Annotated in this window: 26 protein-coding genes and 1 pseudogene; 14 read left to right on the forward strand and 13 right to left on the reverse strand. The window is 67.2% G+C overall.

What is annotated here, in order from left to right; all coding sequences use genetic code 11:
* Positions 1-1651 precede the first annotated feature (1651 nt).
* Complete coding sequence (locus tag OG933_RS45060) at positions 1652-1954, forward strand: hypothetical protein (RefSeq protein ID WP_331730731.1); 303 nt, start codon at positions 1652-1654, stop codon at positions 1952-1954.
* Between the two features lie 378 nt (positions 1955-2332).
* Here OG933_RS45060 and OG933_RS45065 read toward each other — a convergent pair whose 3' ends face one another.
* The 5 genes from OG933_RS45065 to OG933_RS45085 all read right to left on the reverse strand — a co-directional run bounded on the left by OG933_RS45065 (position 2333) and on the right by OG933_RS45085 (position 7371).
* Positions 2333-2518 (reverse strand): hypothetical protein, encoded by a 186-nt coding sequence (locus tag OG933_RS45065; RefSeq protein ID WP_331730734.1) that lies wholly within the window; start codon positions 2516-2518, stop codon positions 2333-2335.
* A 101-nt stretch (positions 2519-2619) separates the two neighbouring features.
* Complete coding sequence (locus OG933_RS45070; protein WP_405633746.1) at positions 2620-3642, reverse strand: YaaC family protein; 1023 nt, start codon at positions 3640-3642, stop codon at positions 2620-2622.
* A gap of 176 nt (positions 3643-3818) precedes the next feature.
* Complete coding sequence (locus OG933_RS45075) at positions 3819-5138, reverse strand: competence protein CoiA family protein (RefSeq protein ID WP_331730739.1); 1320 nt, start codon at positions 5136-5138, stop codon at positions 3819-3821.
* A 184-nt stretch (positions 5139-5322) separates the two neighbouring features.
* Entirely contained in the window at positions 5323-6228 is a 906-nt protein-coding gene (locus tag OG933_RS45080; RefSeq protein WP_331730742.1) for an ETEC_3214 domain-containing protein, read from the reverse strand.
* Between the two features lie 357 nt (positions 6229-6585).
* Positions 6586-7371 (reverse strand): helix-turn-helix domain-containing protein, encoded by a 786-nt coding sequence (locus tag OG933_RS45085; RefSeq protein WP_331730745.1) that lies wholly within the window; start codon positions 7369-7371, stop codon positions 6586-6588.
* Between the two features lie 1034 nt (positions 7372-8405).
* Here OG933_RS45085 and tcmP point away from each other — a divergent pair.
* Positions 8406-9590, forward strand: a complete 1185-nt coding sequence (gene tcmP, locus OG933_RS45090; protein ID WP_331730748.1) for a three-Cys-motif partner protein TcmP — start codon at positions 8406-8408, stop codon at positions 9588-9590.
* 30 nt (positions 9591-9620) lie between these two features.
* On the opposite strand, the gene OG933_RS45095 is transcribed toward tcmP, so the two are convergent.
* The 7 genes from OG933_RS45095 to OG933_RS45125 all read right to left on the reverse strand — a co-directional run bounded on the left by OG933_RS45095 (position 9621) and on the right by OG933_RS45125 (position 16474).
* Entirely contained in the window at positions 9621-10367 is a 747-nt protein-coding gene (locus OG933_RS45095) for a phage Gp37/Gp68 family protein (RefSeq protein ID WP_331731022.1), read from the reverse strand.
* Positions 10368-10839: 472 nt separating this feature from the next.
* A complete protein-coding gene (tpg, locus tag OG933_RS45100; protein WP_331730751.1) occupies positions 10840-11394 on the reverse strand; it encodes a telomere-protecting terminal protein Tpg in 555 nt (184 codons plus the stop codon).
* Positions 11395-11506: 112 nt separating this feature from the next.
* A complete protein-coding gene (locus OG933_RS45105; protein ID WP_405633750.1) occupies positions 11507-12535 on the reverse strand; it encodes a hypothetical protein in 1029 nt (342 codons plus the stop codon).
* A 387-nt stretch (positions 12536-12922) separates the two neighbouring features.
* Complete coding sequence (locus tag OG933_RS45110; RefSeq protein ID WP_331730757.1) at positions 12923-13201, reverse strand: helix-turn-helix domain-containing protein; 279 nt, start codon at positions 13199-13201, stop codon at positions 12923-12925.
* 71 nt (positions 13202-13272) lie between these two features.
* Positions 13273-13731, reverse strand: a complete 459-nt coding sequence (locus OG933_RS45115; RefSeq protein ID WP_331730759.1) for a PCC domain-containing protein — start codon at positions 13729-13731, stop codon at positions 13273-13275.
* Between the two features lie 26 nt (positions 13732-13757).
* Entirely contained in the window at positions 13758-14738 is a 981-nt protein-coding gene (locus OG933_RS45120; RefSeq protein WP_331730762.1) for an asparaginase, read from the reverse strand.
* A gap of 35 nt (positions 14739-14773) precedes the next feature.
* Complete coding sequence (locus OG933_RS45125; protein WP_331730765.1) at positions 14774-16474, reverse strand: helix-turn-helix transcriptional regulator; 1701 nt, start codon at positions 16472-16474, stop codon at positions 14774-14776.
* A 146-nt stretch (positions 16475-16620) separates the two neighbouring features.
* Between OG933_RS45125 and OG933_RS45130 the strand changes: the two genes are divergently transcribed.
* On the forward strand, positions 16621-16932 hold the full coding sequence (locus OG933_RS45130) for a hypothetical protein (RefSeq protein ID WP_331730768.1): 312 nt from the start codon (positions 16621-16623) through the stop codon (positions 16930-16932).
* Between the two features lie 47 nt (positions 16933-16979).
* Here the strand turns inward: OG933_RS45130 and OG933_RS45135 are convergent, their stop codons facing one another.
* A complete protein-coding gene (locus OG933_RS45135) occupies positions 16980-17318 on the reverse strand; it encodes a GntR family transcriptional regulator (protein ID WP_365118577.1) in 339 nt (112 codons plus the stop codon).
* A gap of 641 nt (positions 17319-17959) precedes the next feature.
* Between OG933_RS45135 and OG933_RS45140 the strand changes: the two genes are divergently transcribed.
* The 11 genes and pseudogenes from OG933_RS45140 (at position 17960) to OG933_RS45190 (ending at position 25709) form a co-directional block, all read left to right on the forward strand.
* Positions 17960-18130 (forward strand): hypothetical protein, encoded by a 171-nt coding sequence (locus OG933_RS45140; RefSeq protein ID WP_405633753.1) that lies wholly within the window; start codon positions 17960-17962, stop codon positions 18128-18130.
* On the forward strand, positions 18127-18411 hold the full coding sequence (locus OG933_RS45145) for a hypothetical protein (RefSeq protein WP_331730773.1): 285 nt from the start codon (positions 18127-18129) through the stop codon (positions 18409-18411). The genes OG933_RS45140 and OG933_RS45145 overlap by 4 nt, the downstream gene beginning before the upstream one ends.
* 158 nt (positions 18412-18569) lie before the next feature.
* A complete protein-coding gene (locus tag OG933_RS45150; RefSeq protein ID WP_405633755.1) occupies positions 18570-18851 on the forward strand; it encodes a hypothetical protein in 282 nt (93 codons plus the stop codon).
* Positions 18851-18982 carry a hypothetical protein gene (locus OG933_RS45155; RefSeq protein ID WP_405633756.1) on the forward strand — a complete coding sequence of 44 codons (132 nt, stop codon included), beginning with the start codon at positions 18851-18853 and terminating at the stop codon, positions 18980-18982. The genes OG933_RS45150 and OG933_RS45155 overlap by 1 nt, the downstream gene beginning before the upstream one ends.
* A gap of 186 nt (positions 18983-19168) precedes the next feature.
* The gene (locus OG933_RS45160; protein ID WP_331730775.1) at positions 19169-19345 is read left to right on the forward strand and encodes a hypothetical protein; all 177 of its coding nucleotides are present in this window, start codon (positions 19169-19171) and stop codon (positions 19343-19345) included.
* A gap of 213 nt (positions 19346-19558) precedes the next feature.
* Positions 19559-19744 (forward strand): annotated as a pseudogene (locus tag OG933_RS45165) (DUF5999 family protein); the annotation flags it as partial.
* A gap of 841 nt (positions 19745-20585) precedes the next feature.
* Complete coding sequence (locus OG933_RS45170; RefSeq protein WP_331730778.1) at positions 20586-22265, forward strand: DUF2637 domain-containing protein; 1680 nt, start codon at positions 20586-20588, stop codon at positions 22263-22265.
* 145 nt (positions 22266-22410) lie between these two features.
* Positions 22411-22920, forward strand: a complete 510-nt coding sequence (locus OG933_RS45175) for a hypothetical protein (protein ID WP_331730781.1) — start codon at positions 22411-22413, stop codon at positions 22918-22920.
* Positions 22920-23141, forward strand: coding sequence for a hypothetical protein (locus tag OG933_RS45180; protein ID WP_331730784.1), 222 nt, complete (start codon positions 22920-22922; stop codon positions 23139-23141). The genes OG933_RS45175 and OG933_RS45180 overlap by 1 nt, the downstream gene beginning before the upstream one ends.
* A 121-nt stretch (positions 23142-23262) precedes the next feature.
* Positions 23263-25293, forward strand: a complete 2031-nt coding sequence (locus tag OG933_RS45185) for a hypothetical protein (RefSeq protein ID WP_331730787.1) — start codon at positions 23263-23265, stop codon at positions 25291-25293.
* Positions 25294-25304: 11 nt separating this feature from the next.
* Complete coding sequence (locus OG933_RS45190) at positions 25305-25709, forward strand: hypothetical protein (RefSeq protein ID WP_331730791.1); 405 nt, start codon at positions 25305-25307, stop codon at positions 25707-25709.
* Positions 25710-25727: the final 18 nt, after the last annotated feature.

The raw sequence follows: 25727 nt of genomic DNA on the forward strand, positions 1-25727 counted from the left end.
TAATGCCCCGGCAAGCCGGGGCATAGAGCACGAATTGCGCAAGCGCAATTCGGATTCCCGCGTAAACGCGGGAATGAATTCCGTAAACGGAATTCTAGAGCGTGCCTATCCGCGCAAGCGCGGATAGGGGGATTCCCGCAAGCGGGAATCCTGGGCGTCCGCTGCGCTCCCGCCCTACCGCCTTCGCCGGGCAGCAAGGGATGAGGGTGCATCACCCTCTAGCCTGTGTAAGGTCTGGGATCCTGACCCACTACACCCCTGCCGTCAAGGCAGCCACCCAACGACAAACCGCACAGACCTTTGATCCACCGTCAGACCGTGTCCGACGTGCTCACGATGGACACCAGGTTACGGCGCTGCATCCCAACCACCACCCACCGGATCTGTGGACCACGTGATGCGGCGAGTACCGTTGGCGAACCTTGACCACACCACAGAACAGCTACCTTCCGGTCCTGCATCATGCGATCCATGCTGTGTAGAGATTGGCATTTTGTCCACTATCCGCTTCACGGTATGGCGCAGCCGATCGGCATGCCAGCGATCGCTCTGACCAGGCTACAAACCTGATGGCTCTTTGGCATGATGCCGCCGAGGGGGTTGTTCATGAAGCATGGATTATCTAGGCGGTACGGGGCTTTGCCAGAGGAGGCGGCCGAGGATCTCCGTGTACACCTGGTTCGCATTTCTCGACGTCGTAAACGCTTAAAGTTGGCTGGTGTTAACAATTTGCGTGACGTGCGAAAACGCATTGCGGAGGCAGTGGCAGCCGGAATCAGTCTCGAGATGTCCGCCGCGATGACCGGATACAAGCTCGAGACTGTGATGCGTTGGCTGAACAAGCAGAAGAAAAGACCTCGAGTCGTCCCGGTTGAGACCGCTCAGTGCCGACTTGAGCTCATTGATCAACAGCGTCGCCGCACAGTTCAGAGAGATCTGGAGATCTCCGCCAGGGCTAAGGCGCTTGTTCGAAAGGCTATGGCCGCAGGCATTGCGATTGACGAGTTCGCTCTCCTGACCGGTTACACCAAACCACGAGTCTCAAAGTGGTTTGCCTCGGTTCGTCGCTCTTTGGAGCAAGCTCAGCGCCAGAGGGAGCTCATCGCCATCCAGCGAGGCAAGGGAAGCCGGCCTCCCCAACATCTCTCGGAAACAGAGTATGACCGGTGGCTTGTCGAAGCTGACTACAAACGCAGGAAGGTTCTGCGTCGGTACGGCTTGTGGCCGCAGGGTCGCCGACCCAACCGCCAATCCACCCGGCGAGGGAGGGGGCGTAAGCGTCAACAGACCACCCGTAGCGTCCCTCAGAAACGCCTCACGAAGGGCTCTGGGAAGCGCCGAAAACGTCCGCGGAAGTGAACTGCGTCACTCTCGCGCGCCTACGCGTGCGCGTAGGCGCGCACGCCCTATGGACAGAGCATTACTTAACTCATCGGTAAGTTCCGTTTTGGGCGGCCGGAAATGACGGCGCGTCTGGGGCTAATGTCGCTGCACTCCCTCAGCGGAGTACGCACCCATCAGGCCGCCTCAGCAGGTGGCGGGGCGTGAACGGCAGCCTCGGCCGCTCCAGGCCGGGGAACGAAGTGGGGCCTGCCTGTCGGTCTTTGGCGGATCGTGGCAGGCAGGCCCCTAGACCCTGGAGGGCCTATCCATGACGGTACACATCGACGAGCAGCCCGAGCGGGCCGGCAACTGTGGAACGGATCGCAACGGGAGCAGTGAGCTGCCCATGTTCACTCCCGTCCCTGTGCCGCGGCCCCAGAGCACCAAAATCAAGGTGCTGGTGGTGCTTCTGGCTGTCGTGACAGGTATCGCTTCAGCCTTCGGCGCCTACATCATCGGCACTCACGTGGCGGAAAGCGCTGCTGAACCAGTCATCTGGGCAGCTGCAACGTTCGCTGCCACAACGACACTCATGATCCACCTGAGCGAAAAGATCGGTCTCATCGAGTGACTGCTAAACCTCCGTTGCCCCCAGGAAGGGCCTGGGTGGCGATCTGACGGCCTAACAGGCCGCCTCCCTACCCGAATACCCATCGACAGGCTGCACGGCGGCGAGAGCGCCATGTGGGGCTCCCGCTCCGCCAGTTGGCTCCAGGACAGAGCACGGGCGATCTTGCTCTTGTCGACGAACTGCCCAACCTGGTGGCAAGGGTCATGCCCTTGGCCGTCCAAGACGGACGCGTCGTCCTGATCGTCGGCGGCGTCCGCAAGGGTCTGTCGGTTGGAATGCCCGGCCGGTCAGTAACTAGCCCATTCCGCGGCGCACGTTCCCCCCAGACCGTGCGTGGTCGGGGCTCCCCGGTGCCTCGACCAGGCACGGACGTGCGGCTCACCGGGCGAGGATCACGCCGACCAGCGCGACCATGACCGTGACCGCGCCGAACGCGGCGCCGAGGGGCTGGCTCCAAGTCGGGTGGCGGTGCACGACGTAGGCGGCGCCGGCCGCGAACCCCGCGAGCAGCTGGCGTCCGCGCCCGCTGGCCGGGAACCGTACGAGGGCGGCCCGGCATATCAAGTGGCGAGGGTCGCCGCCTGGCTGGATTCTTCTCGCCGGGCCGCTGCTCCTCCCTGCCGCTGCTATCTGAGCGGCGTAGCTACGACAGGGCTTCGATTCGATTAGCTGCTCACCTCAATGATTGTGTCTGCGATCAGAACAGGAAGGTGGCTAATGGCGCGTTCCAAGACCTGTTCAACTGGAACTGCGTGTTGGCTGTTGTCCACGCTGATGAGCCTGCCCCAGGTCGCAGGCTCGTAGCGGGCTAGCATCGACAGGGTATATAGGACGGCCCACCAGGCCATCAGAGGATGCAGTTCTCGGGTCATCCGGGGCAGGGCTGGCAGAAAGTACCAACATCCGGCGTAGCTGCGGGTTATGGCCCGTATATGTCTACGAAGCTCATTACCGTCTGTTACTCCTTCGGGCATGGCCCACATCACCCTCAGCTCGCCGCCGCCGTGGCGATAGCGAGCGTAGTCCGGAGGCCCATCGTCACCTAGGGGACCGGTAATCTCGTAGCCAGCATGCCCAGCGAGGGCGGGGTAAGTAGCGAAAAAGTCGGCCAGTGCTTCGCGGGTTCCTGCCTCTATAACTCGGTCGGGGATGTCACACACAGGAAGGCTCATCAAGGAGTTGAGATGGCCTCCGACGCTCTCTATATCTGTGTACAGAGCAGGCATCCGGTTCCTGGATGTGAGGGGATGACGGCGAGTCGGAGGAAGTAGGTCCCAGACGTCTTCCAAGCGTACGGAGGTCTTCTCCCATACGGGTGAATCAAGTACTTCGCTGACCTTCACAAAGCTGCCCTGGGTACCAGCCGGATCAGTTCGTATCTCGATTTCAGGAAAGGGGCGGTCGAATCCCGTGGTTTTGATTCCATGGGAGTCCAGCCGCCAGTCCTCACCCTTGAGTGACCAGGCTGCTGCCGTGATGGCACGGCCAGCTTGGCTCAGGCCGTAGAAGACCTGGAGCGGGCGGGTGGCGGGGCCCACAACAGCAGCTGCACGGAACATCTGCTCAAGCTGCTCGAGGGCAGCCGAATAAGTCTTGCGACGGGCACCAGTGCTGGCCCTGGCCGGTGGGTTCGAGCGGCTGGCCCGCAGCCGCTCCCATGCTTCATCGGTGCCGAGATCGCTGTGCATGGCCAAGGACGCTACCCGGCTTTACACAGACCTTGCGGATGATTTCGCGGATCTGGCGGGGGTGAGTCGGTCCGGTTCCGGGCGGGACAGACTCATTGGGGTGCCTCGATCTTCATGTGGACGCCGGCGACGTGCTCCCGGTGGGGTCCTGGCTGGTGCAGCGCGGTATTCGTCCCTTATTGCGTCTCAGGCGAGCTGCCGTCGATCGGGGTCACGGATTTCCAACTTGCGAGAGCGGTGTCGATGACTGATTTTTTCGATTCGACTGGCCAGATAATTCCCTTTTCGAGGTCAAATAGCCAAACATTCTTTACTCTGTCGAGACGGTCTCGATAGTGGACAGGAAAAGCTGCGGGCACATCATTCGCCCAATACTGGGCGTGTGGACCGATAATGTCAGGACAGACAACAACAAATGGCTCGATGTCCCGCCTCGTTCCTGAGCCGTTCCAGCGATATCCATAGAAGGCTAACCCGTCTGCATATTTGGGGTCCGGCCGGATAAGGAAGTCACTCAAGGAGCGTGTGGCATTGTTGTTGAATTGCTTTAATACTAACTTTTCCAGACTGGATATATCTTCAATTTTCGTTCGCGCACGAAATGCCCACATCGGAGATTCAGCACGCAGGATCGTGAGGTGGACTCGTTCGCGGTACTCATTATGCTGTTGAATGTCCGTTTCTATGTGACTAGAGGTAGTCCACCACATGTCCCATGCGTCAGAATTCTGACCGACCCAACTCGAAGGCCATTTCCGACTTTGCGGGTCCAGAACCGACTTGGCCAGGGACTGAGGCCGGTATGCCCTCATCCGTCCGGTCAGGATCCATGCAACAGCATCGGTAAGGGTTACTTCTTCCACTGGAATCCACTGCTGAAATGATGAATTGGGGTCCAGTTTCGTCATGCGCGCGATCCCGGCGCTCACGGACCAAACACCCCTGTCTCGACCGGAATTGAGCAGTATCGTGGGAACACTTCCCACCCAGGAGTGGGGTCTGAGACCGAACCAGCAGACTCCCACGCCGTCCTGCTCATACCGGTTCGTGCGCTGCTTGATGTCCTCCGGGGTGATCAACGAGAGCTGCGCTTCAAGAGCCACGCGCTGTGTGCCGTCGGCGCTGGTCGCCATCACGTCGGCGCGCCAGGAACGGTCCGTCGCGGCGACCTCGTATTCGGCGTGGTACCCCGCGGCGCGAGCTGCGTGGGCAAGTTCGAGTTTCAGCATGTGGTGGTCAATTGACTCACCCCCCGACATGGAACAGTGCGGGGCTCGCGGGGCGTGACGGAAGAAGCGCAACCCGCGGGGAGAGCGGACCGGGACCATGGTGTGCTGGCACTCACGGCAGGTGAGGGGGGCCCGCGGTCGTACGCGGTGCACAGTGCCCCAAGATCTACCGCAGCCAAGATCAGGAATTGTCGCGTCGATGGTTCCCCATACTTCGTGCCTCACCAAGAACGCCATAAATGCAACTCCGCCCTGCACAAGGGACATTCGCCTTAACAGTAGCGCTGGGCACTGACATCAAGGATCTGCAAGACGAACTTTGCCCGACTCACGCAGCCAGTGTGGGGGCAGCCGACCCGTGCAGGACCATGGGCACTGCTAAGGACCTGGACAGTGAACCCCGGTGGCTGTGAGAACTCTCATGTCCACACGGCACGCCAGCCCGGCACGGTCATTGGTGTTGCCGCGCCAGTTGCTTCTTTTCCCACCGTCGGTAGCGCAGGTCCCAGCGCCACGCACGTACACGCCGGTGAGCACGAGCGATCCTGCTGTCGAGCACGTGGTACTCGGGATCGGCTAGGCGGACCAGGTCCTGGTCGGCACCCAAGGCAATACCGAAGAAGCGGCCGTCCTGGACCTCCTCGTACAGGGCAATGCCGCTGACGACGACCGTGTTGATCGGCGCGCTCGCCCGGTACGCCTTACGGGCATCGGACAGGAGCAGGGTGCGAGACGGGTCCGAAACGTCGAACCAGCCGTCGGCGACAGGGAAGGCGTTGTATCCGAAGTCGTTGACTCCCACGTACCACGATCGGTAGCCGCCTAGGTTGCCGAAGTAGTGCTCCTCGTAGTACCCGAACCGGCGGTTGCCGAGCCAGGCCCGATGGATGCTGCTATCGGTGAGAGCAGCGAAGGGTGTTTTACCCAGCCGGACCCGGGTCTCGTGGACTCGTATCCAGGGCCGGAACCACCAGCTGGTCGTGGTGATCCCGTACATGACCACGGCGTCGTTGTCGCACCATGTGACCAGGTAGCAGAATTTCGACAGGAGCCAGGTCCGGACTGTGAGCTCGACCTTCAGCGTCTCGCCGCTGGCTTCTTGAGGCTCGGTCGGGCGGAGCCTGGTGCATTGCTTCGTCGACTGCCACTTCGGTTCACCGAGCAGGGACGCGACATAGTCGTGCCGGACACCTGGGGCGATCTTGCGGAGGCGGGTGGTGACGTAGCGTCGGCGACCGATAGTGCGGCGCCATCCCTCAGTCAGTGCTTTGGTGAGAGTCCAGCTGGCGACCAGCACTCCCGCCAGTTGCCAGAGGTTGAGGGTGGTGCTGTACCACGGCTCGGGATCGGACTGCATCGCTGAAGAATGCCGCACACCCCCGGTCCTCAACAGTCTTCGGGCTGCACAGAAACAGGCTCCTGTGTGGGGCTGCCAGCCTCGCATCCGAGCATGCTCAGGGAGGGGCTAGAACCTTTGCTGGATGCACCAGAACAACATGCCAACAATGCCTGCGCCGGCGCCATAGGCAGCGCCACGCAGGGCGCTGGAGAGCATCGCCTGGGAGCGGCGGCGGACCCATGCTGCGACTCTCTTCCGGAAGCCTGCGGGCTGGCGACTGATGACGGGCATGGGTCTCCTCCTGGTCTGCGTGCTCTGGTGGGTCTTGTCGGTGCGTGGTGTCTGAGGCGTGAGCGCTTCGAGACGGGTGTGCCGTTAGGCGGCATGTCCGCCGCAAACTCGGCAGCCGCGGCCGGTGACGACGAAGTCCGCGTAGCGGATTCTGCTGATCTGGCGGCACATACGTCGCCGGCAGCGGACGGTCCAGGGAACACTGGTTCCCCGGAAACGTTCTTCTGGGACGAGCCCGGCCTCGCGTAGGCGCTGTTCCGCTTCGGCTTCCTTCAGCGCCCATTGGCGGGCGTCACCCGCAGTGTCGTGTCGGCTTTCCGCTTGCCGTACCCGCTGCCAGGCTTCAGCCCAAAGGTAGAGGCGCGCTTCCGGTACTTGGCAGGCGACAAGGTAGGCGAACAGCTGGTGCTTCGACATGACCGGCTGGTCCCGCTCACGGATTCGCCACGCCGTCGACCGGGACAGGTGTCCGAATTCGCGGACGCGGGCCTTAGCCCGGCGTTCCATTTCTCTCGCCGACGGACAGCCGTTCTTCTCCCAAGCGCGTCTCAGTGCCAGTCCCAGTTCAGCGGAGTTGACGATCTGAGCCAGTGGCCGTGCCCGCGTCAGGTGTGCTTTGCGCCCGCGCTGCGAGGCCTGCCGCCATAGGTACTCGATCCGCTCTCCATCCAGGCGGCAGACAACCGCAATGGCATGTGCCATCTGAAGCGTCGGCAGATCACGGCCGGCCTCCGCACGCTGGATCGTCCCGACCGATGTCCCCACCTTGTCGGCGACTTGCGGACGGGTCAGCCCGAGGGCAGTTCGGCCTTCACGAAGTGCTGTGGCCAGTCGGCCCTTCCAGCTGTTTGGGTTCGGAATGGGCGCCATGGGACGCCCCGTGAGCGCCACTGAGCTATCTGATCATTAGCGCCGAATGCTGTCTGCTCAGCTGTATCGAGCGATGCTGCATCATGGGATTCCCTTGTTCCGATGCCGCGCGCGATGCTGCACGCGGCTACGCGGTACCGAAGTACCGAACTCTGGCTCCAACCAAGACCGGCTGCGCAGCGGGTGGCTCCGCCGCACCGCGGTGCACAGCATCGTGCCAGTGATCGGTCCGCTCGCATGCCGATCGCGGGTACTAAATTCGTATCTGTCGCACGTTCCAGAGACAGCGCCAAGTGGCAACTTCCATCAAGGCGCATCGCCGCACCCGTCATCCCTCTCTGGCCACCTGCACTTTCCCCAAAAGTTTGGCCATTGCTTCACTCTGGGCCTATATCCCTCTCACCCCTTTCTTCGAGTTCGTCTCACATCCGCTTGCTGTCGTCGCACCATGCTGCGACCATCCGCACATCTGCCCTTTCTTGGGCGGGCCCTGACTTCCTCTGGCTCCAACCAGCGAACAGGGTTCTTGTGGAACGGGCGGTGGCTCGCCCTTCCACCAAGCGCAGGCCGGGACCCCTGGTCCCGGCCTCGCCTCGCTCGATGGTCAATCCGCCCCCGGCCTGCCTGCGTTCGCGCCCACAGCCGTGTCCAGTCCTAGATCTGCTCTGGCGGCGCCGCCCGGAACCCCGGCTCGGCGCGTACTGCGCTCGAGGCTGGCTGCGTTCCCTGGGTGGCTAGACGGCGCCAGGCATCCACGGCGGCCGTGGCCGGGGGTTGGCGGGGGGACTGCGGACCGAAGAGGGGTGCCGTAATTTCGCGTGTCCGTGACCAGTCAGAGCAGGGCCGGTGCAGGTGGCACCAGGCGTACCCCGTATGGGGTACCGCAGGAACCGGGAGCCAGTTCGGCGTTCTCTCATGCGGTGCAGGCTCGATCAGCCAGCAGGTGGCGCGTTGGGCCTCTTGTCGGGCTTCGGTACATGGCCTGACTATGCGTAACAGGCAGTTAGTTGAGCCGTGACGGAATGGGGGGAGCCATGTCCACGGGAACGGGTGGCCATTACTGGGCAGACAAAGCGCTGCCCAGCGTGTTCAAGCATGAGCTCCTGAAACGCTACGTGCCCCAGTTCGGCGGCATGACGGGCACACAGTCGCACGACAAGCGTGTCGTCTACCTGGACGGTTATGCAGGTGAGGGCCGGTACGAGAACGGTGAGCCGGCGTCGGCAGAGATCGCGCTGCGCGTCGCTTCCCATTTCCGCGCCCGGCACGGGATCACTGTGGAGTGCTTCTTCACGGAGTCGCAGCAGAAGTCGTTCGATCGTCTGAACGAAGTGGTCGGGCACTACCGGGCGAGCGGAGTTCTCGCACACGCCCACCGTGGCGAAGTCGACGGTGTCCTCGACAGCGTGGTCCAGCGCGCTGTTCGCGAGCCGTTGTTCCTCTTCCTGGATCCGTGCGGCCTGGTGCTGCCCCAGGACCGTCTCGTGGAGGTCCTGGCGCGGCAGCGGCCGCAGCGGAAGCCGGCGACCGAGCTGCTGATGAACTTCAGCATGATGGCGGTCTGGCGTCTGGGCGGTCATGTCCGCTCCCCGAAGGGGAACGAGAAGTCGCTGCAACGCTTCGACGACGTCTGCGGCGGCACGTGGTGGCGCGAGTACTTCGCCGACGCGTCGGCGGCTTCCGCCAGGGCTGGCGCCGCGGAAGACGCCATCGAGGCCGTGGCAGCCGAGTACGCCCGTCGGCTTGCCCGGCGCACGGGCATGTTCGTGCAGTCGGTACCCGTGTCGCACGCGCCGCACAAGCGAGCTGTCTACCGGCTGGTCTTCGCAACCCGCAGCCAGTATGGGCTGTGGGTGTTCGGCGACACCGTTGCCCGCGCCCGGGACGAATGGTGGAAGACCTTCGAGACCCGGGAGGAGGAAGAAAGCGAGGGACAGTTGTCGTTCTTCTCCAGCCGGCCGGACCCCCAGGAGTTGGAAGCCCGGGCGGTACCGGAGATTGCGGACAACCTGGAGAAGCTGCTGCTGCGCACACGGCGGCCCATCAAGCTGGTCGACTACACGCTGGAGGTCTTCGGTAGCTTCTACGGCCAGGTACCGGAGCCGGTGGTGCGCAAGGCTGTACGCCTCCTGCATGAGCAGGGGAAGACTCCCAGCAACGGGGTGGGCGTGCGCAGGACGCGGGAAATCACTGTCCACCCCGGAAGCCTTGCGGCCTGAACCACTGACCGCACAAGGCCCCGGCTGCTCTCACGCCACCACGAGCTGCGGCATCTGATCCCAAGTTCGGCCGTCCAGCTCGCGGCCGCCGGCCTTCGGCGTGCGGCCGCCCCACTGCTTGAAGAAGAAAGACACCCCGGCCTCCTGGCAGATGTCCCGGATCTGCGTCACCCACGCCTCGTCCAGCGGCCGGTGCCCAGGACCGGACTCGCCTCCGGCGATGACCCAGTCGATGCCCGTCAGATCCAGCCCGTCCAACGGCCCCAGCAGCGGCTCGCAGGACAGGAACTTCACCGCCGCCGGCACCTGCCGCAGGTCGTCGACGCGCGGCAGCTCCTTCGCGCTCTCCACAGACACACCCATCCACAGATTCGGCGGCCACTCCAGCCGGTCGGCAACCTGCCGCAGACGGCGCGCCCGCTTGGTGAGCACCTGGTAGGTGTGCTGCGGGGTCTCCGCGATCACGTCGAAGACACGGCGCACATAGTCAAGCGGCACCCGAGCATGGAACAGATCGCTCATGGAGTTCACGAACACGGTCCGCGGACTCTTCCACCCGTACGGCACGCGCAGGGCGTCCGGATGCACCGTCAGCCCGAACCCGGGCCCGGAAGTTCGCGGGTCACCGTCGGCCTGGTACTTCGGTGATCCCATCGCCTTCAGCCGTTTCGCCAGCGTCAGCGCGTAGCAGTTGTCGCACCCCTCCGAAACGCGGTCGCACCCTGTGGTCGGGTTCCACGTCGCCTCGGTCCACTCGATCGAACTGCGGTCACTCACCGGCCGGCCCTCCATCCCTTCGAACCGAGCCTCATCCCCGACGGCACAGGAACGGCCCGCGGTAACCCCAACGACCCGCCGCACCACCGGGCACTGGCATCCAACCACCCGACATCCGCACCGTACTCACTACCCCGAAAATGAAACATACGTTCCCTTCTTTGGGAGGGTCTACAGACCGCAAACCAGCCATCCCCGCGGGTGGTGGCGTGCTGCCTCGCAGCCAAACCAGGGCGGTAACGGCCCGGCATGGGACCTGCCAGGATGATCCAGTGAGCGCCACCCGCCGCCGCCCTCTGGGCACCGGTCCCCAGCCCCTCCCCGCCGTCCCCGCCGCCGCCCTCGATCGGCCAGGAACCGCCGCTGAGCGAGCCGCGGCCCAGCCACCCCCCGCCGGCGTCGAAATCCTGGAGCCGGCCGCCGCCCAACGGCGTCGGCTCGGTCCAGGCCAGGAGCAGCCCGCCTGACGTCGCTACAGCCCAAAGTCGATGTAGTCGATGTCCGTGAATTCGACCGTGAGATCTCCGGCGCGGCGGCCGCCGTCCTTGAAGTACACCTCCTGGAGTCCTTCTGCGGCGATCCGCTCCAGCTCGCCCTCGGACGCGCCCTGTTCGTGCGCGGAGAAGAGCCGGGCCGCGTACTCGGGAGGCAGGGCCTGGGTGAGACGGCGCATGCGTCCGTCGTCGGTGGTGCCGGGTGCGGCGGTGAATCCGAACCGTGCGCGGGTCTCGATGACGATTCCCTGCGAGGTGGCTGCCGCCTTCCGGGCGCGGGCGCGGACTCCCGGCTGCCAGCGAGCCCGGACGGCGTCGGCCAGGCGGTCCGCGAGATCGGGGCGCGGGTGCTTGAACTGCCCGCGTACGTAGCGCTCCACGGTGCGCTGGGAGATGCCCAGCAGGCCGGCCACCGCGCGAGTGCCGTCCAACTGTCTGACCAGGAAACGCATCTGTGCCCCGGCGGTCTTGGGGATGGGGCGGGTGAACGCCTGCTGCATGGCCCGGTCCAGGCCGTCACCGATGAGACCCATCGGGACCTCCCTTCTTGATCGTCTACATGGCCCGCTGAGGGCCGATCCGACTGTCCGGCGAGGCTTTCCCCGTCAGGCAGCCGAGAGGCAGGCTCAGCGCCGCTCAGCGGCCTTACGAGCCTGCGGGAGCCGTACGGGCCGGGTGACAGTTCGGGCACTGCTCGCCGGTACCCACGGGCCCGAGCGTGCGGAACCGCGGATTGAGGCGCGCGGCCGGAGTCCCCTCGCCGCACTCACCGCACCACTCCGGCAAGCCGGGCCCGCTCACTGCAGCCTTGCCCTCGGACGGGAGCGGAGCGGTCGACCGCTCCGCATGGCGGGCGAGATCGGACCAGCCGCGTGCCGCCAGTTCCTGCGCCCGGTCGCTCAGCCAGCTCTCCGGCAGGCCCTGCGCGAGGAGTTCAACGGCCTGACCTTCCAGCTTGGCCCTGGTGCCGTTCAGCACAGGCCGGCCGAGGGCAGCCGCGTACGCATCCACGATCCGGACCCCTGCTGCCGAATTCTTGCCCAAACTCGCGCGCTGCTGAGGAACGTCAGCCCCGGAGAGGTTCTGGCTTCCTGGCGCAGCATCGATCTCTCTCTCTCCGTCCGGCGAGGCGCTGACCGGAGCTCCAGCGTCGGCTGCGGCAGGAGAGAGAGAAGAGGGATTAATAGAAGGAAGGAGAAGGGGGTCGGAATCCGACCCCCCGCCCCCGTCGGAATCCGACCGGGGGCGGGTCGGAATCCGACCGGGGGGAGTCGGAATCCGACGGGGGGTAGGGTCGGAATCCGACGGGGGGTCTGACCTGCGGGTTTGTGGCGGGGCAGGGAACGTCAGCTCTTCGACGAGGGTCGGCCCGTAGTCGGTGCGCGCGCGCTTCATGCTCGCCAGCAGCTCCAGGTTCACCCGGTACAGGTCCGCGATACGGGCCCCGTTCTTCGGGCTGTACCGGTCCTTCGCCGCCAGCAGGCCGCGCTCGATGAGCCGCTGCTTGTTCGCCTTGGCGGCCGTCATCTTCATGTGCGCTTCGTCGGCCAGCTGCTGCATGGACGCAATCACGTACCCGCGCTGGTCGGTGTGGTTGCAGCACGCCATCAGGAAGGCGCCTTCACCGACGCTCAGGTCATCGGCCTGGAAGACCAGGTTCATGTGCTGGATCACCGACGCACCTCGACCGGGTCGCAAGCGGAGGCGGAGGCGCGCCAAGCCGGGGCCTGGCTGGACGGGCGAGCAGCGCCGGTTGTCCGGCGCGAGAGGAAGGGCGGGCCGTGCAAGTGGGTCATCTCCCCAGGTAGGGGAGCCGTGACCAGTACATGTGACCTATCAGAACCCTTGAGTAGTGGCGTTGCGCAATCTACTGCGCATACTCTGGGTATAGGTGACCACGCGGGCCCTTGGGCTCACGGGCATCACCCGGCAGACGAGGTCACCTCGCTGCTCACGACTCGAAGCTTTGACGGGTTGCGAGTCGATTCGCTAGGAAGCGGTCCTGTTGTGGCGACAGGGCCGCTTCGGCGTTTCTACGGTGATCGGGAGGTCGTGTGCACCTCAGCACGCCTCCGAGAGTTCGAAGCCTACGGCCGCGTCCGGGTGCTTCTCGGCCCACCCTCTGAGCAGGCGCAAGTAGGCGGCCCGGTGCTTTGGGCGCGGCATCGAGTGGCCGTTTTCCCACCGCAGGAAGGCCATTCGATGCACGCCGAAGGCATCGGCTACTTCTCCCTGCGTCAAGCCGGAGGCTTTGCGCAGTCGAGCCCGCACCTCGGGCGGAGGAAGAACATCAGCGGGGCGGCTGAGCAGCGCATCCACCGCATCGAACAGATCGGTCATCACTCCCCCTTTCACATGTGATCTGAAACTGTACATGGACTGCTGCCTCTGGTGGTGCATTTGAGGCTCTGTCACCCGAAGGTCAGCAGAGGTACGTCGTAGAGGGCGGGGTCCTTGGGGCGTGTCATTACCGGCGCGGTGACTTCTACGACCAGCATCTCGACGAGGAACTGCACCTGCGCCCTCAGCAGATGGCTTGTGTATCCCGTCGCCGAGCGGGCCTTCTCGCCCAGCGACGTGTGGATGTGCGGCAGAACCGTGTCCGTTTCAGCGTCGTACGCGAGCGTTCCGCACCCCATGGCCTCCACGCCGGTCAGATGGACCTTGCTCCAGACGGGAGCGTCAGGGTTCTCGAGCTTCTCGCAGGCACCGACGATCTCGGCTTCTGCGAAGCCGGCGATGAACATGGGGATGTAGCCGTGCTTCACGCCGGTCTCGCGGCAGAAGTCGGCGAGCGTGGGGAAGAAGTCGTCGCCGTGGTCGAAGGTCACGCCGAAGGTCCGACCGGTGGTGAGTTCGTAGCTACGCAAGGTGAGTCCCGAGGTTTATGGGGTGGTTACGAGGCGGTGTCGAAGGCTTGGGCGATCTGATCCTTTTCGGCGCCTGCCATCAGGAGCAGTTGCAGGAGGATGCGTGCCTTGACCGGGTCAAGGGTGTTGCCCGAGATCAGCCCGCGCGCCAGCAGGTCGGATTCTGAGCCAGGAAAGCCGTAGGTCTGGCGGAGCACGGGCCCTGATCCGGTCCGTGATGCGAGAACGACGGGCATTAGCTTCGCGGAATGACTGAGCGCTTCCACACAGGCCATCGGGACGTGGCCGGCACCGAAGGCCGCCACGACGAGGCCGTCGGCCTGAGCGCTCAGCGCCGACAGGAGAGTTCCGTCATCGCCAAGGCCTACGGTGTAGATCGCGGTGCGCACGTCCGGGGTGCCGTTGCGGGGGGCGAGCTTCGGTGAGGGCGCGGGGCGTGCCGTGATGCGCACGCTGTCTTCCGCGACGTACCCGATCGGTCCGGGGTATGAGGTGAAGGCCGTGGGGCTGGTTGCATGGGTCTTGCGGACCCAGCGGGCAGCATGGATCTCCTCAGCGAATACCACCACAGAGCCTGCGCCGCGGGCCTCAGTGCTGGCCGCGACGCGAACGGCGGCCAGCACGTTCGCAGGACCGTCAGCTCCGGCCATGCTGGCGTTGCGCATGGCTCCAGTGACGACGATGGGCATGTCGCTGGTGATGACGAGGTCCAGCAGATAGGCGGTCTCCTCGATCGTGTCCGTCCCCTGAGTGATGACCACTCCGTCGACCGCGAGTGTCCCCAGCAGCGCGGCGAGCTCGAGCAGGTCGGCAAAGGCTAGCGATGCACCGGGCAGCCGGCGGAAGTCGTGGACCTCTATCGCGATGCCCGTGTCGGCAAGGCCTGGTACGGCTGTGACGAGGTCGTCGGCTGACAGCGTCGGTGTAGCGCCGCCGTCCGTCTGGGAGGTCATCGCAATGGTGCCGCCAAGTGAGATCACTGCGACGCGCCGGGACTGGTCGGCCATAGTCTGCTTCCTGTTCAAAGGCGGGGCTGGGTGGGTCAGTGATCGGCGGGGAGAGATCCCACGTACTGGCACGCAGCGTCGATCCCGGCCGCTGAGACGAGCCGGCTGCGGGATTGAACTAGCCCGGATGACCCGTACCGGGCGAGTTGGCCGCACCGCTCGATCAGCCAGGACCATGGCAGTTCCAGGTACTGGGCAAGGGCGCGGAGCCGTCCGGCAGCCGTGGGTGCAGCGGTGATTGAGTCCGCGTCGACGTCGCGTGCTGCGATCGTGAACTCCCGAACGATCGAGGACCGGGCCGTCACGTCGACGTGCCACATGCCGTCCCCTCGAACCCAGTTGGCGATCACCGCCTCCTTGTCCGGGGCGACCACGAAGCCTTCGACAGCTTGGTAGGCGGGATCGGTCGTGAACTGGGAGTGGATACCTAGCGACTCCATAAGCGCCACGGCCAGGAACAACAGAATCCGCTCATGCTGCGGGGAGGAACGGACGACGTCTTCTGGGATGCAGAAGGCCCGGGTACTGGCGCTGCCGAGGGTCTTGGTGGTCTCCCGTAGGTACGGGAACTTGTGATCGAAGATCAGCCACGCGCTGGCCTCCTCACCTCGTTGCTCCCGGGTCCAGAAGGCGGGCAGCGCCGGAAGATTCGGCAGCGCACGCAGGATGTGACGGGCGCAGAAATCGCTGCCCAGCCACATGTGGGCGACGGTGTTAAGTCCCGGTGCGGCTTCCCGGCTGACCGCTGAGGCAGACAGTCGCTCGTACGCTTTGAGATCGCTGCGCGTCTCGGCCAGAGCATGGTCATCGGCCTGCAGGGCGTCGTCGTAGCCGCTAACGGCCCACAGAATGCCGTAGGTGAGGTCGTCCAACTCGTAGGCGGTCGGCGCAGTGACTTCGCATACGCCGCCATTTCTCGTGATCTTTGTGCGGGCCGTACGGGCGTCCAATGCGTAGAACTTTGTGACCCCACCGGTGTCCACCGCTCCTACCAGCAGACCGCGATGTGGCCGCGCCAGAAACTCTTCGGCCCGGCGCTGGTCAGGCATACACACGATCACTCGGCCCGCTTCGACGCGCGCAGGGTGTACCTGCAGCGAAAGCTGTGAGCCGAGCATGGAACGACCTGCTGGCAGCAGCGCATGCCAGTCGACACCGAACTCGGGCGCTGGACGGGACAACCGAAGTCCCGGCCAGTTCTCGGTCATGCTCTCTGCGAAGCCGAAGGGATCCTCTGCGACAGCCGCGAATGCTGGCATGGGAATGCCAGCCATCACTGCTGTCCCGATCCCCGCCCCGGCGCGCAGGAGCGCGCGTCGGTTGAGTGCCACGAGCACCACCGTTCCATCGTCTAGACGTCGAGGGACGAAGATCCCCTCGCCATCCGACGCTGCCTGCTGGGATAGGGCAGTGACCAGGGCCGACGAGGTATCGGATACATGAGGCACTGCAATGGATACATCTCGAGGGTCACTGGCACCCCGGCTAATGCTCTGCCACAGCTCAACTAGGACCCCGCCAGCGCCAAGTGCCCGATCGATGAGTTCGACCTCGGCCAGGTCCTTCGGGGGGCGGTCGCCGCTTTCCCATCGCTGCACCTTGGAGTGCGAAACGTAGGTCTTGGCGGCTAACTCCCGCATGGACAAATCGCGCGCCTCGCGCAGCTCCCGGATCACAAACCCAAGACGATGCTGCGGCGACCGGTCCGGTGTTAGCAGATTCGGCCGCTGCCCCATTCGGATTCCCCTCCATGTATCCAAGTCCCTGTATCCGGCCGACGGATACAGGGCAACCGTAGAAGTCGGCGAAAATCACGCCTACACCTTGAGTACCGGATTTCGCCGAGATCCGGAGCCTGTAACCAGCGCTCAAGGAGGGCGAGATGACTCAGTTCTGGCACGCCCACAACATGGCGGGCACCGTCGCCGACGCGCATGGCCGCCACGTCGACTTCACGCCTCCCGGGGCGGCATCGATGCACGGGTGCCCCTGCATGAGATCTACTGCGGCGCTGCAGCCGCGCAGACGACCAGGCGCTACGGCGGTACGCGTCGCTGCGATCCTTGCTGCTGGCCTGGTGGTTTCGGTGCTGATCGTGGTCATCCGCGACATCGTCACCACTGCGGCCGGCACCAGCCTTACGGGGCTGATTGTGAAGGTCCTCCTGGAGTCGAACAGCAAGCGGGACCGGTGAGCTCTGTGCCTGATGTAATCGCATTCACCCCACCTTGCGGCGTTCGATCAGCTCTTCTCGTCGTTGTCGGCTTCAAGCCGTTCCAGCCGCTCGGTCAGGTCAGCGACTTGTTTCTGGAGCTGCTGAATCGCCCGGGCGGTTGGATCAGCGACGGCGTCAACGGCCGACTCGCGAACGTAGGATCCGCGGCCCTGGTGGGAGTAGACGACGCCCTCTTTGCGGAGTTCGGCAAGGGCTCGCTGCACTGTGCCAGGGGCGACACCGTAGTGATCCGACAGCTCGCGAGTGCTGGGCAGCTTGTCGTTGCTCTTCAATCGGCCCAGCCTGACCTGGTCTTTCACGTCCTGAGTGATCCGTTGGTAGGGCTGCAAGTCCTCGGCCGTCATGAGCCACATCGTAAGGCTCCCTCATTGGGCTAGATAGCTTGACCAGCTTCGTTGACACAGCTTGTTTGGTGGTGCACTGTATCAACCAAGCTAAGTAAGTCGACTAGGTGGCGCCCGGAAGAACCCTCCCTCGGTGAGGACACCAAGGAAGCGCTCGCTACTTGAGAACTCCACAGCGTGATCCACCACACCGACGACGCCGTGACCACACCGGCTGAGGTGAGTGGAGACCCGTCGTGCGGCGCCATTACTTCTGGTGGTGGCAGTCGGCACGTACAACGACCCGTCGGGCGCGCTTTAGCAGTGCGGCCTGGGCTATCACCAGCCAGGTGCTCATTACTGACGGAGAGTGCGGAGGGCCGGCACCCCCACGACGCTAAAGAACGACATGGCAAACCTTCACCGCAGACCCGCCCGGACGGATCTCCCGGCGGTAGTGGTCCATGTCTCCCGAGATCCGGCACCCCAACTCTGGGTGTCGCGCCACCCGCAGCCCTGCGCTGCCCGCCGTCGACTGCCCCGCCTCGAGCGCGGGCCGGTCGGCGGCGGAGTGCGCAGGACGCACTCACGCGATGGACCCCCGGGGCGGCTACCCCGGGGGTCCTTTCGCAGGTCTGCCCTTCTGAGAGGACGACCCACTGATGCACAGCATGGCAGCCCCCGCCCTGGCGGACACCAGGCCGCCGCTCCCGATCCGGCCCCAGCCGCACGAGCGTGACGGCCGCCAGCCCCAGCAGCCCGGCGGCCGTCCCCACCCGCAGCACACCGCACGGCACACCGTCCCCACCCGCCTGATCGGAGCCGCAGCATGATCCCCACCCTCATCACCCTGCCCCGCACTGCCGCCGACGAGATCGGCCCCCGCCGCCCGGGCGCCATCTACCAGAACGCGGACGGCCGGTTCGAGGTCCTGGCACTCATCACCGACTCGCGCGAGGCGGCGCAGCTGCTGCGTCGTGACAGCGCGCGGTGGGCGGTCATTGTCCGCGACACCCTGCGCCCCGACGGCCAGCCGTTCGCGGTCGGCTCGGTGTGGACGACGTCCGACTACCTGTTGCGCGAGGGCAGGCCCGCCTACACCCAGGCCGCCTGACGATCCGCCACGGTCCAGCTCCCATCCCGCCAGAGCGCGAAGGGGTGAGAGCCGGGCCGTGGCTGGCCGTCCGGCCAGCCACGGGCGGCGGCCCCGGAGGTTGAGAGCTCCGGAGCCGCCAGTACAGGAACTTTCGAGGAGTCCCTGTGATCGACAGCATGACACGCACCCGGCCCGTCCCGGCAGAGCAGGACGCCCACCGCCGCTTGGGTGCTCACCTCCTGGACGTTGTCCGCCGCCAGGACGCCAGGATCCCCGCCGACCGGCGCGCCCCGCGCACCGTCGCGGAGATGCGACTGAGGCAGATCGAGGCAAGCGGACAGCAGCCCTGCGGTACCTGCCACGGCGCCGACGGCAGCACCGTGGACTACAGCGAGGGCGGGATCACCCGCAAAGGCTGGGTCCGTTGCGGTGACTGCCAGGGAAGGGGGACCGCCTGATGCGCGCCTACTTGGCCGCCCTCGCCCGCCGCCTGGTCCTCGCCGCGAGTGGCCAGTGCTCCTGGTGCCACGCGTGGTTCGACGACTGGAACGGCGGCACGTGTGACGCCTGCCGGGCCGCCGGGCACTGATGCCGCACCTCATACAGGCGGCCGGGCAGCCCATACCACGCTGCCCGGGCCGCCGTCCTGCTCGGCACCCCCGCGCCCGCGCCCTGCTCGCCGCCGCTGCCGCGGCGGCCATCACGGCATGGGAGGCGGGGCACCGGGTCGCCGACCTCCACCCGCACCGCCCACATCACCTCGAGGACCCGCCCCGTGCCTGAGGACCTCTACGACCGCTACCAGGTCGCCTCCACCGCCCACCGCCAGCACCACGCCACCTGCACCGCCTGCACCGACACCAGCCGCTGCCAGCAGGGACAGCGGCTGTTCGAGAGCTTCACGCGGTTGCAGGACGCCTACCTCAACCGTCAGCGCAGCAAGCGGCGCTGACGTTCCGCCAGTCCGACACCGCCACCTCTGTCGGCTGCCTGACCCGCACCGCCCGGCCCCGCCCCCGTCGGCGGCCGGACGGTGCGGCGTCCAGGGGAGCCGCGCAGCCCGCGCGAGCCACGACTCACCCCCTCCCGGAGGCACCTCATGCGGACGCTCCCGTTACTGACCCCACTGGACGACCCCGGCCTGCCCCGCTGCCAGCCGCGCTCCCTGTGCCTGCACACCCCGGCCTGCCCGACGGGCACCAGCCCGGATGCTGACCGCGCCCATGTGGTGGCCGCCCACCCCGAGCAGGGGTGGAGCCTGCTGTGCAACGGCGTCCTGGTCTTCGACGACACCGGCGAACTGCTCCCCGACGGCCGGGCCATCGACCCGCACCGCCCCGCCGTCGCCGCTGACTACTGGGTCCGCTGGCGGCACCCGCACGTCGCGGGTTCCGAGCCCGGCCCCTGGGACACCCTCACTGTCCAGGTCCTGCCCTTCACCGGGCTGGAGGACGAACCGCATCTCCCCTTGGACGCCTGGCGCGATCCGGCTGTCACCCGCGAGCAGCGCCGCCGTCTGTCGACGGAGTACGACGCCGCGCAGGTCGCGTGGTCCCACGCCCGGCTGCGCCGGCAGGCGGCCCCGCTGCTGCGCGAGGCCGCCGCCTTGTGGCAGGCCTGGATCGCCGCCCGCGACACCCTGACCCGAACTTTCGACGGGTTCCGGAAGGCCGCCGACGGTCACTGGCAGGCGCAGCTGCTCCGCCTGGCCGACGCTGAAGCCGCCGCTGAGGCCGCCGCCGATCGGTTCGACGCCGTCGCGGCCAGTCTCGCCCGGCTCGCCCACGACCAGATCCGGACGGCAGGCGAGGACCACGACCTGCCCCTCTACACGGTCGCGCAGGAGCTCGGCCTGGAGGCCTCCGACTGGCGCGTCGCCTGGCACGGCTCCTACGACGGCTCCGCTCCCAGCACCTACGGCGACCGGTTGACCGACCACCTGCACCGGCAGATCACCACACAACGCACGCGGCTGCTTGAGCTGGACGCCCTTGCCGAGGGCCTGCGCCGGCACCGCACGCTGCCGGCCGCGCACTGACCACCGCGGCCCCGACCGGAGGCAGACCCGCCCGGGCCGCTTTCCAGGACCTGCTTCGCGGGCACCGGTCGCCGTTTCGGGAGCAGCCGCCCGCGTTTCGGGAGCGGCCCCCACCGTTTCGCCCCCACCCGCCAGCCTTCTCAGGAGGCCCCTCGTGACGATCACCGACCTGCCGCACCAGGCGGCACCCGACACCCCTGCTTCGCGGGCACCGGCCGCCGTTTCGGGCGCACCCGGCTTCGTTTCGGCAGCATCCGAGTTCGCTTCGGAGACGGACAAGCGGAACCCAGGCAAGCCCAAGCGGGACCGCTTCACGGCTGCCCTGCCCTACGTCGCAGCGATCTTCGGAACGCTGGTTGGCGGCATCGGCTTCGCCACGTCCTACAACACGCTCGCTGAAGTCGCCCTGAGCTGGGGATTCGGCGAGGACCTGGCAGCCTGGTTCCCGATCGGCGTGGACGCGTCGATCCTCGCGTTCCTCGCCCTGGACCTCTACCTGATCCTGCGGGGCATCCCGTGGCCGGTGCTGCGCATGGCCGCGCACGGGATGACCGGTGCCACGATCTGGTTCAACGCCTCCGCACAGGGCGAGATCGGCGCCGACCCGGTCAAGAGCGCCAGCCACGGCGTCATGCCGATCCTGTTCGTGATCGGCGTGGAAGCCGCCCGCCGCCTGTTCATCCAGAAAGCACAGCTCGAAGCCGGTACGGCTACCGACCGGATCCCGCTGCACCGCTGGATCCTCGCCCCGGTTGCTACACCCCGCTTCTACCGCCGTATGCGGCTGCACGGGGTCACCTCCTACCCGGAGATGATCCGCCGCCAGCAGGAACTCACTGCCTACGAGCAGTGGCTCAGGCGCAAGTACGACAACGATTTGTCCAAGGCCAGCGACGACGAGAAGCTGCCGATGAAGATGGCTGCCCACGGCTACACCGTCGCACAGGCCCTCGCGCTGCCTGAGCAGCAGGAACGCGAAGCGGAGGCGAGGGCGGAAGAGGCGGAGCGCCGGCACCTGGACGCGGCCACCCGGCGGGAGCTCGCGCAGAAGAAGGCCGAAGCCGAGCGGCTGGAGGCCGACGGCGAGCTGGAAGCCGTCCGCGCCCGGGTGGAAGGCAACACGGCCCAGGCCCGTGCCCACGCCCGGGCCCAGGCCAGTGCCGCAGAGCGGGCCGCTGAGCTGGAGGAGAAGGCGCTGGAGACGGCGCTGGTTGCCGAAGCCCGCGCCCGGGCGGCGGAGGCGGAGCGCACGGCCGCTCAGGAGCGGCAGGCGGGCGCGGCCGCCGACCTGGAGACTGCCGAGCTGGAGCGCCAGGCAGCCGAGAAGCGGAAGCTGGCGGCGGAGGCTGACCGGGTGGCCGCGGCAGAGGCTCAGGCGATCGAGACCCAGACCATCGCCGAAGCCCGCGCGGCCGCTGCCGAAGCGAACCGGCGTGCCGCCGAAACGGAGGAGGCTGCTGCCGAAACGCGCCGCCGCGCCGCCGAAGCCGACCGGCACGCGGCGGAGGAGACGGAGCGCCAGGCCCTCGCCGACGCCCGCACGCAGGCAGCCCGCAAGGCTGAAGCCGAAGCCGAGTACCGCGCTGCCGAAATCCGGCTCGCCGCCGCCGAAATCGAGCGGGCCGCGGTCGAAGCCGAGGACACCGCACGGCTCACCCCGCGCCAGCGCGCGGTCCGCAAGGTCGCCCGGATGATCCTCGCGCAGGCCGACGGCGCCGCCGACCGGCTGCCCCTCGCGGACATCCAGCGCGAACTGTCCGTCACCTCGCCCGGCACCGCCTCCGAGTACCGCGCAGAGGCCACCGAGCTACTCGCCCAAGGGTACCGGCCCTGACCTGCATGAATCCGTCTCGACGGTTCCACCGGCCCCCAGGACAGGACTAGTGCCCTGGGGACGCGGTGAAGGCGCCGTAGACGCCGCACAGAGCTTCCCACCGATCCGGATCGCCCGACCACCCCTCCTGAGGAGAAGCCCCCTGATGACCAGCAAAGACATCGCCACCCGCGTCACCACCGGCGTGCAGGCCCTGGCCGTGCCGGGGCAGCGTGAGGGCTGGCAGGCCCAGCACCGCGGGAGCCTGCTCACCGACGCACAGACCTACGACGCGCTCGCCGACGCCCTCCAGGCCGACCTGAAGACCCGCCGCGTGGACGGTGACCTGCCCTGGGGCTTGTCCGCCGCCTCAAGGGCCCGCAAGCGGGTCAAGCCGCTGCGGGAGGCCGCCCGGGCCATGCGCAAAGCCGCCAAATCCATCAACGCGACCGTCGCCGCGTACGAGGAGACGACGCCCGACATGGTCCTGAAGCGGCGCGAGGACAAGGCGCTGAAGAAGGCCATGCGCAAGCAGCAGATCGGGGCCGTCGCCCACAACTCCGCGCAGCAGACGCTCCAGCGGCTGGCACCGGGCGGGGGCGACGGCGAGCAGGCCGGCGCGCCCCGGCTCTTGGGTGACTTCTTCGGCCCGAACAACCAGCAGCGGGGCGCCTGATGAGCACGCCCGCCATGTCCCCGAAGAAGGCCGCCCACTGGAACGCCCGATTCGAACAGGCCCGCACCGCCGGAGCCCAGGGCCCGGAGCTGTTCTTCCGGGCCTGGCACGACCTGCTCAAGGTCGCAGCTCTTCAAAAGGCCCGCTCCACCGGGCAGCAGGCGGTGTTCAACACCTTGTCGGCGGAGCTGGAGCGGCTCTACCGAACTCACTGCCAGTAATCGTCATCGTCATCATCATCACCGCCGGAATGGGGGTTGACGGGGGTCCCAACCACGCCTACGCGTATGCGTGCGAGACGGCCCCCTCCCGTGACCGGCAGTCACCAGGAAAGGAGGGCGCGTGTCCGACGACGACCACCCGGACAACCTGCGCCATCTGCCCCGGATCGGCTCCCCGCCGCTGCCGGACCTGCCACCGCCACCCGACCTCACCACCCTCGCCGCCAGCGCCCCTGAAGGCTCTGGGGATGTTCGAATTTCGCCCTTCGACGCCCCCGAAGTGCCGCACGTGCCGGCCCCTCCGGCGGCGGTCACGACAGCCCTGCGCAGCGAGGGCACCGAACCGTCTGGCGCCCCCGACGCGGGATCCCCGCAGCCGGGGGCGCTGTCGCTCGCGGCGATCCTCGCCATCGCCCTTGCCGCGTTCGAGGGCATGCAGACCTGGATCCAGGAGAACGGTCCGCGACGCGCGGAAGCCGCCCGGCACCAGCGGGAGATGGAGCTCCTGGCCGCCAAGGCCGACGCGGACGCCGCGCGGCTGCGAGCCGAGGCCGGCGCCGTGCGCGCCAAGAGCCGGGTCCCGTCCAGCCACGACTACGGCCGCAGCGCCCTCGGGCGCGGCTCCGTCAGCCGCGGCGGCCGCAGCAGCGGCGGGCCGTCAGGCGGTGGCATGTTCGGGCGCGGCTCCGGCCACGGCACGGGCCCGGCGGCCCCAGGGCGGGGCCGAAACGGCAGCACGTCGACCGGAAGCCAGACAACCTCGGGCCGAAACGGCCAGCCGCGCGGCCGAAATGACGGCGCGCCCTCGCGAAACAGCGGCGGAGGGAGCCGAAACGGATCCCTCGGTCCCGGCGGGCTGCTGTCCGGGCGCCGCGGCTCCGGCAAGAGCGGTACCGGCGGTGGCTCCGGCACCGGCGGTTCTGGTGGGGCCGGTCGCTCCCGGACCGGCGGCGGAGCTTCCGGCAGCGCGGGCGGCGGCAGCACGGGCCGCTCCGGTGACTCCGCACGGCGCTCCCCGCGCCAGGCCGTCGCCGACTGGTGGAAGAAGGGCAAGACCTCCCGCGGCACGACGGCCGCCGGCGGCGGCACCGGCAGCGCCGGTGCCGCCGTACGCAGTGCCGTAAGGAACGCGAAGCCGGGGCCGACGTTCTGGGACGCGGCCGGAGACAAGCCGCGCAACCGGTGGAAGCAGGCCACGCCAGCTGCCCGGGGCGAGGACACCGGCAAGGGCAGCCGCAGCGGCCGCCGCAACTCTGCGAGGAACTGGCGCACGCCCGGGGGCAGGGGTGACCGGCGGGTCACCTTCAAAGACGCCGTCGCCGATGCGTTCGCCGACCGGTGGAAGCGCCGACGGGACCAGTGGGCCGCCGCCGGAGGCCCTCGTCGCGCCGCCAAGCCCGGCGTCAAGTCCGGGGGCGCCGACGAGGGCACGGACTCGAATGAGCGTCGCTTCTGGGACGCCATGAACGACTACGCAAGAAGGCACGCGGGCGCGGGCGGTGCTCAGCCCGGTGCCGACGCGCGCAGTTCCCCCTTCGACGACGCCGCTGAGCCCGAGGCCACGTACACGGTGGAGCAGGACGGCCCGGCCCGCTCGAACCGGACGCCGGGGCAACCGAACGCGGTTGTCCGTCAGGGCCCGCCCGCTCTGCCGCGTGCACCCCAGCGCCCGGCCGGCCCACGGCCCGGCACCACCCGACCAAAGGAGCCCATCCCCATGCCAGCTGCCGCCTCCCGGCCCGCCGCCGCGCCGGGCCGCATGCCCGCCCAGCACGCCACCGACATCACCCTGGACGTGGCACTGCGCGCGCTCACCCTGCTGACCTCCTCCGGCATGCGGACCTACGACGACTGCGACGGACTGGCCAAGCACTCCCGCCAGCTACTGGGGGAGCTGGAGACGATGGCGCAGGACCTGCGGGCCACCCACAACGTCAGCGGCCGGCGCACCCACGCGGGCCTGGCACAGCTGATGGAACAGGTCGGTGAACTGGTGCGGCAGGCCGACCGGATGGCGAAGGCGTGCCTGGAAGCCGCCGAGCTCGCCGAAGCCGAGGAATCGCAGATGGCCCGCCACTACCGGCCCACGCAGGACGCCACCATCGACGCCGGACTCTTGACCCCCAGCGCCCGCATCCACAACGAGAACTAGAAGGAGATCCCGTGGCACACAGCGCGCCCGCCATCGGTGACGACGGCGCCGCCAACGGCTTCACAGCCGTGACCGCCAAGTTCACCGCCCTGAAGAAGGCAGCAGCCGGCCTGATGGAAGAGGCCGACCTCGTTGCCGAACGCATGCGCAGCGACGCGAGGGCTTCCCTGAAACTCGCCGACCTGTGCACGGCCGCCGAGGTCGACCCCAAGCACATCGCCGCCGTCATCGAGATCGGCCAGGCATTCGACGGGGCCGTCCACGGCTGCAAGGGCCTCCAGACCGCAGCCGAGGGCGTACTGCTCGCCGCCGGCCACGCCGGCAGCGAGCACCAGGCCGAATACGGCGCCGTCCACGAAGCGGTCACCTCCAGCCCGGCACGCCAGGCCCGGGCCGGCTTCTACCGGCCGTTCTGACCGCACTACCACCGCCTC

This window comes from Streptomyces sp. NBC_00016, from assembly GCF_045040885.1.
Lineage (GTDB): Bacteria > Actinomycetota > Actinomycetes > Streptomycetales > Streptomycetaceae > Streptomyces > Streptomyces coriariae.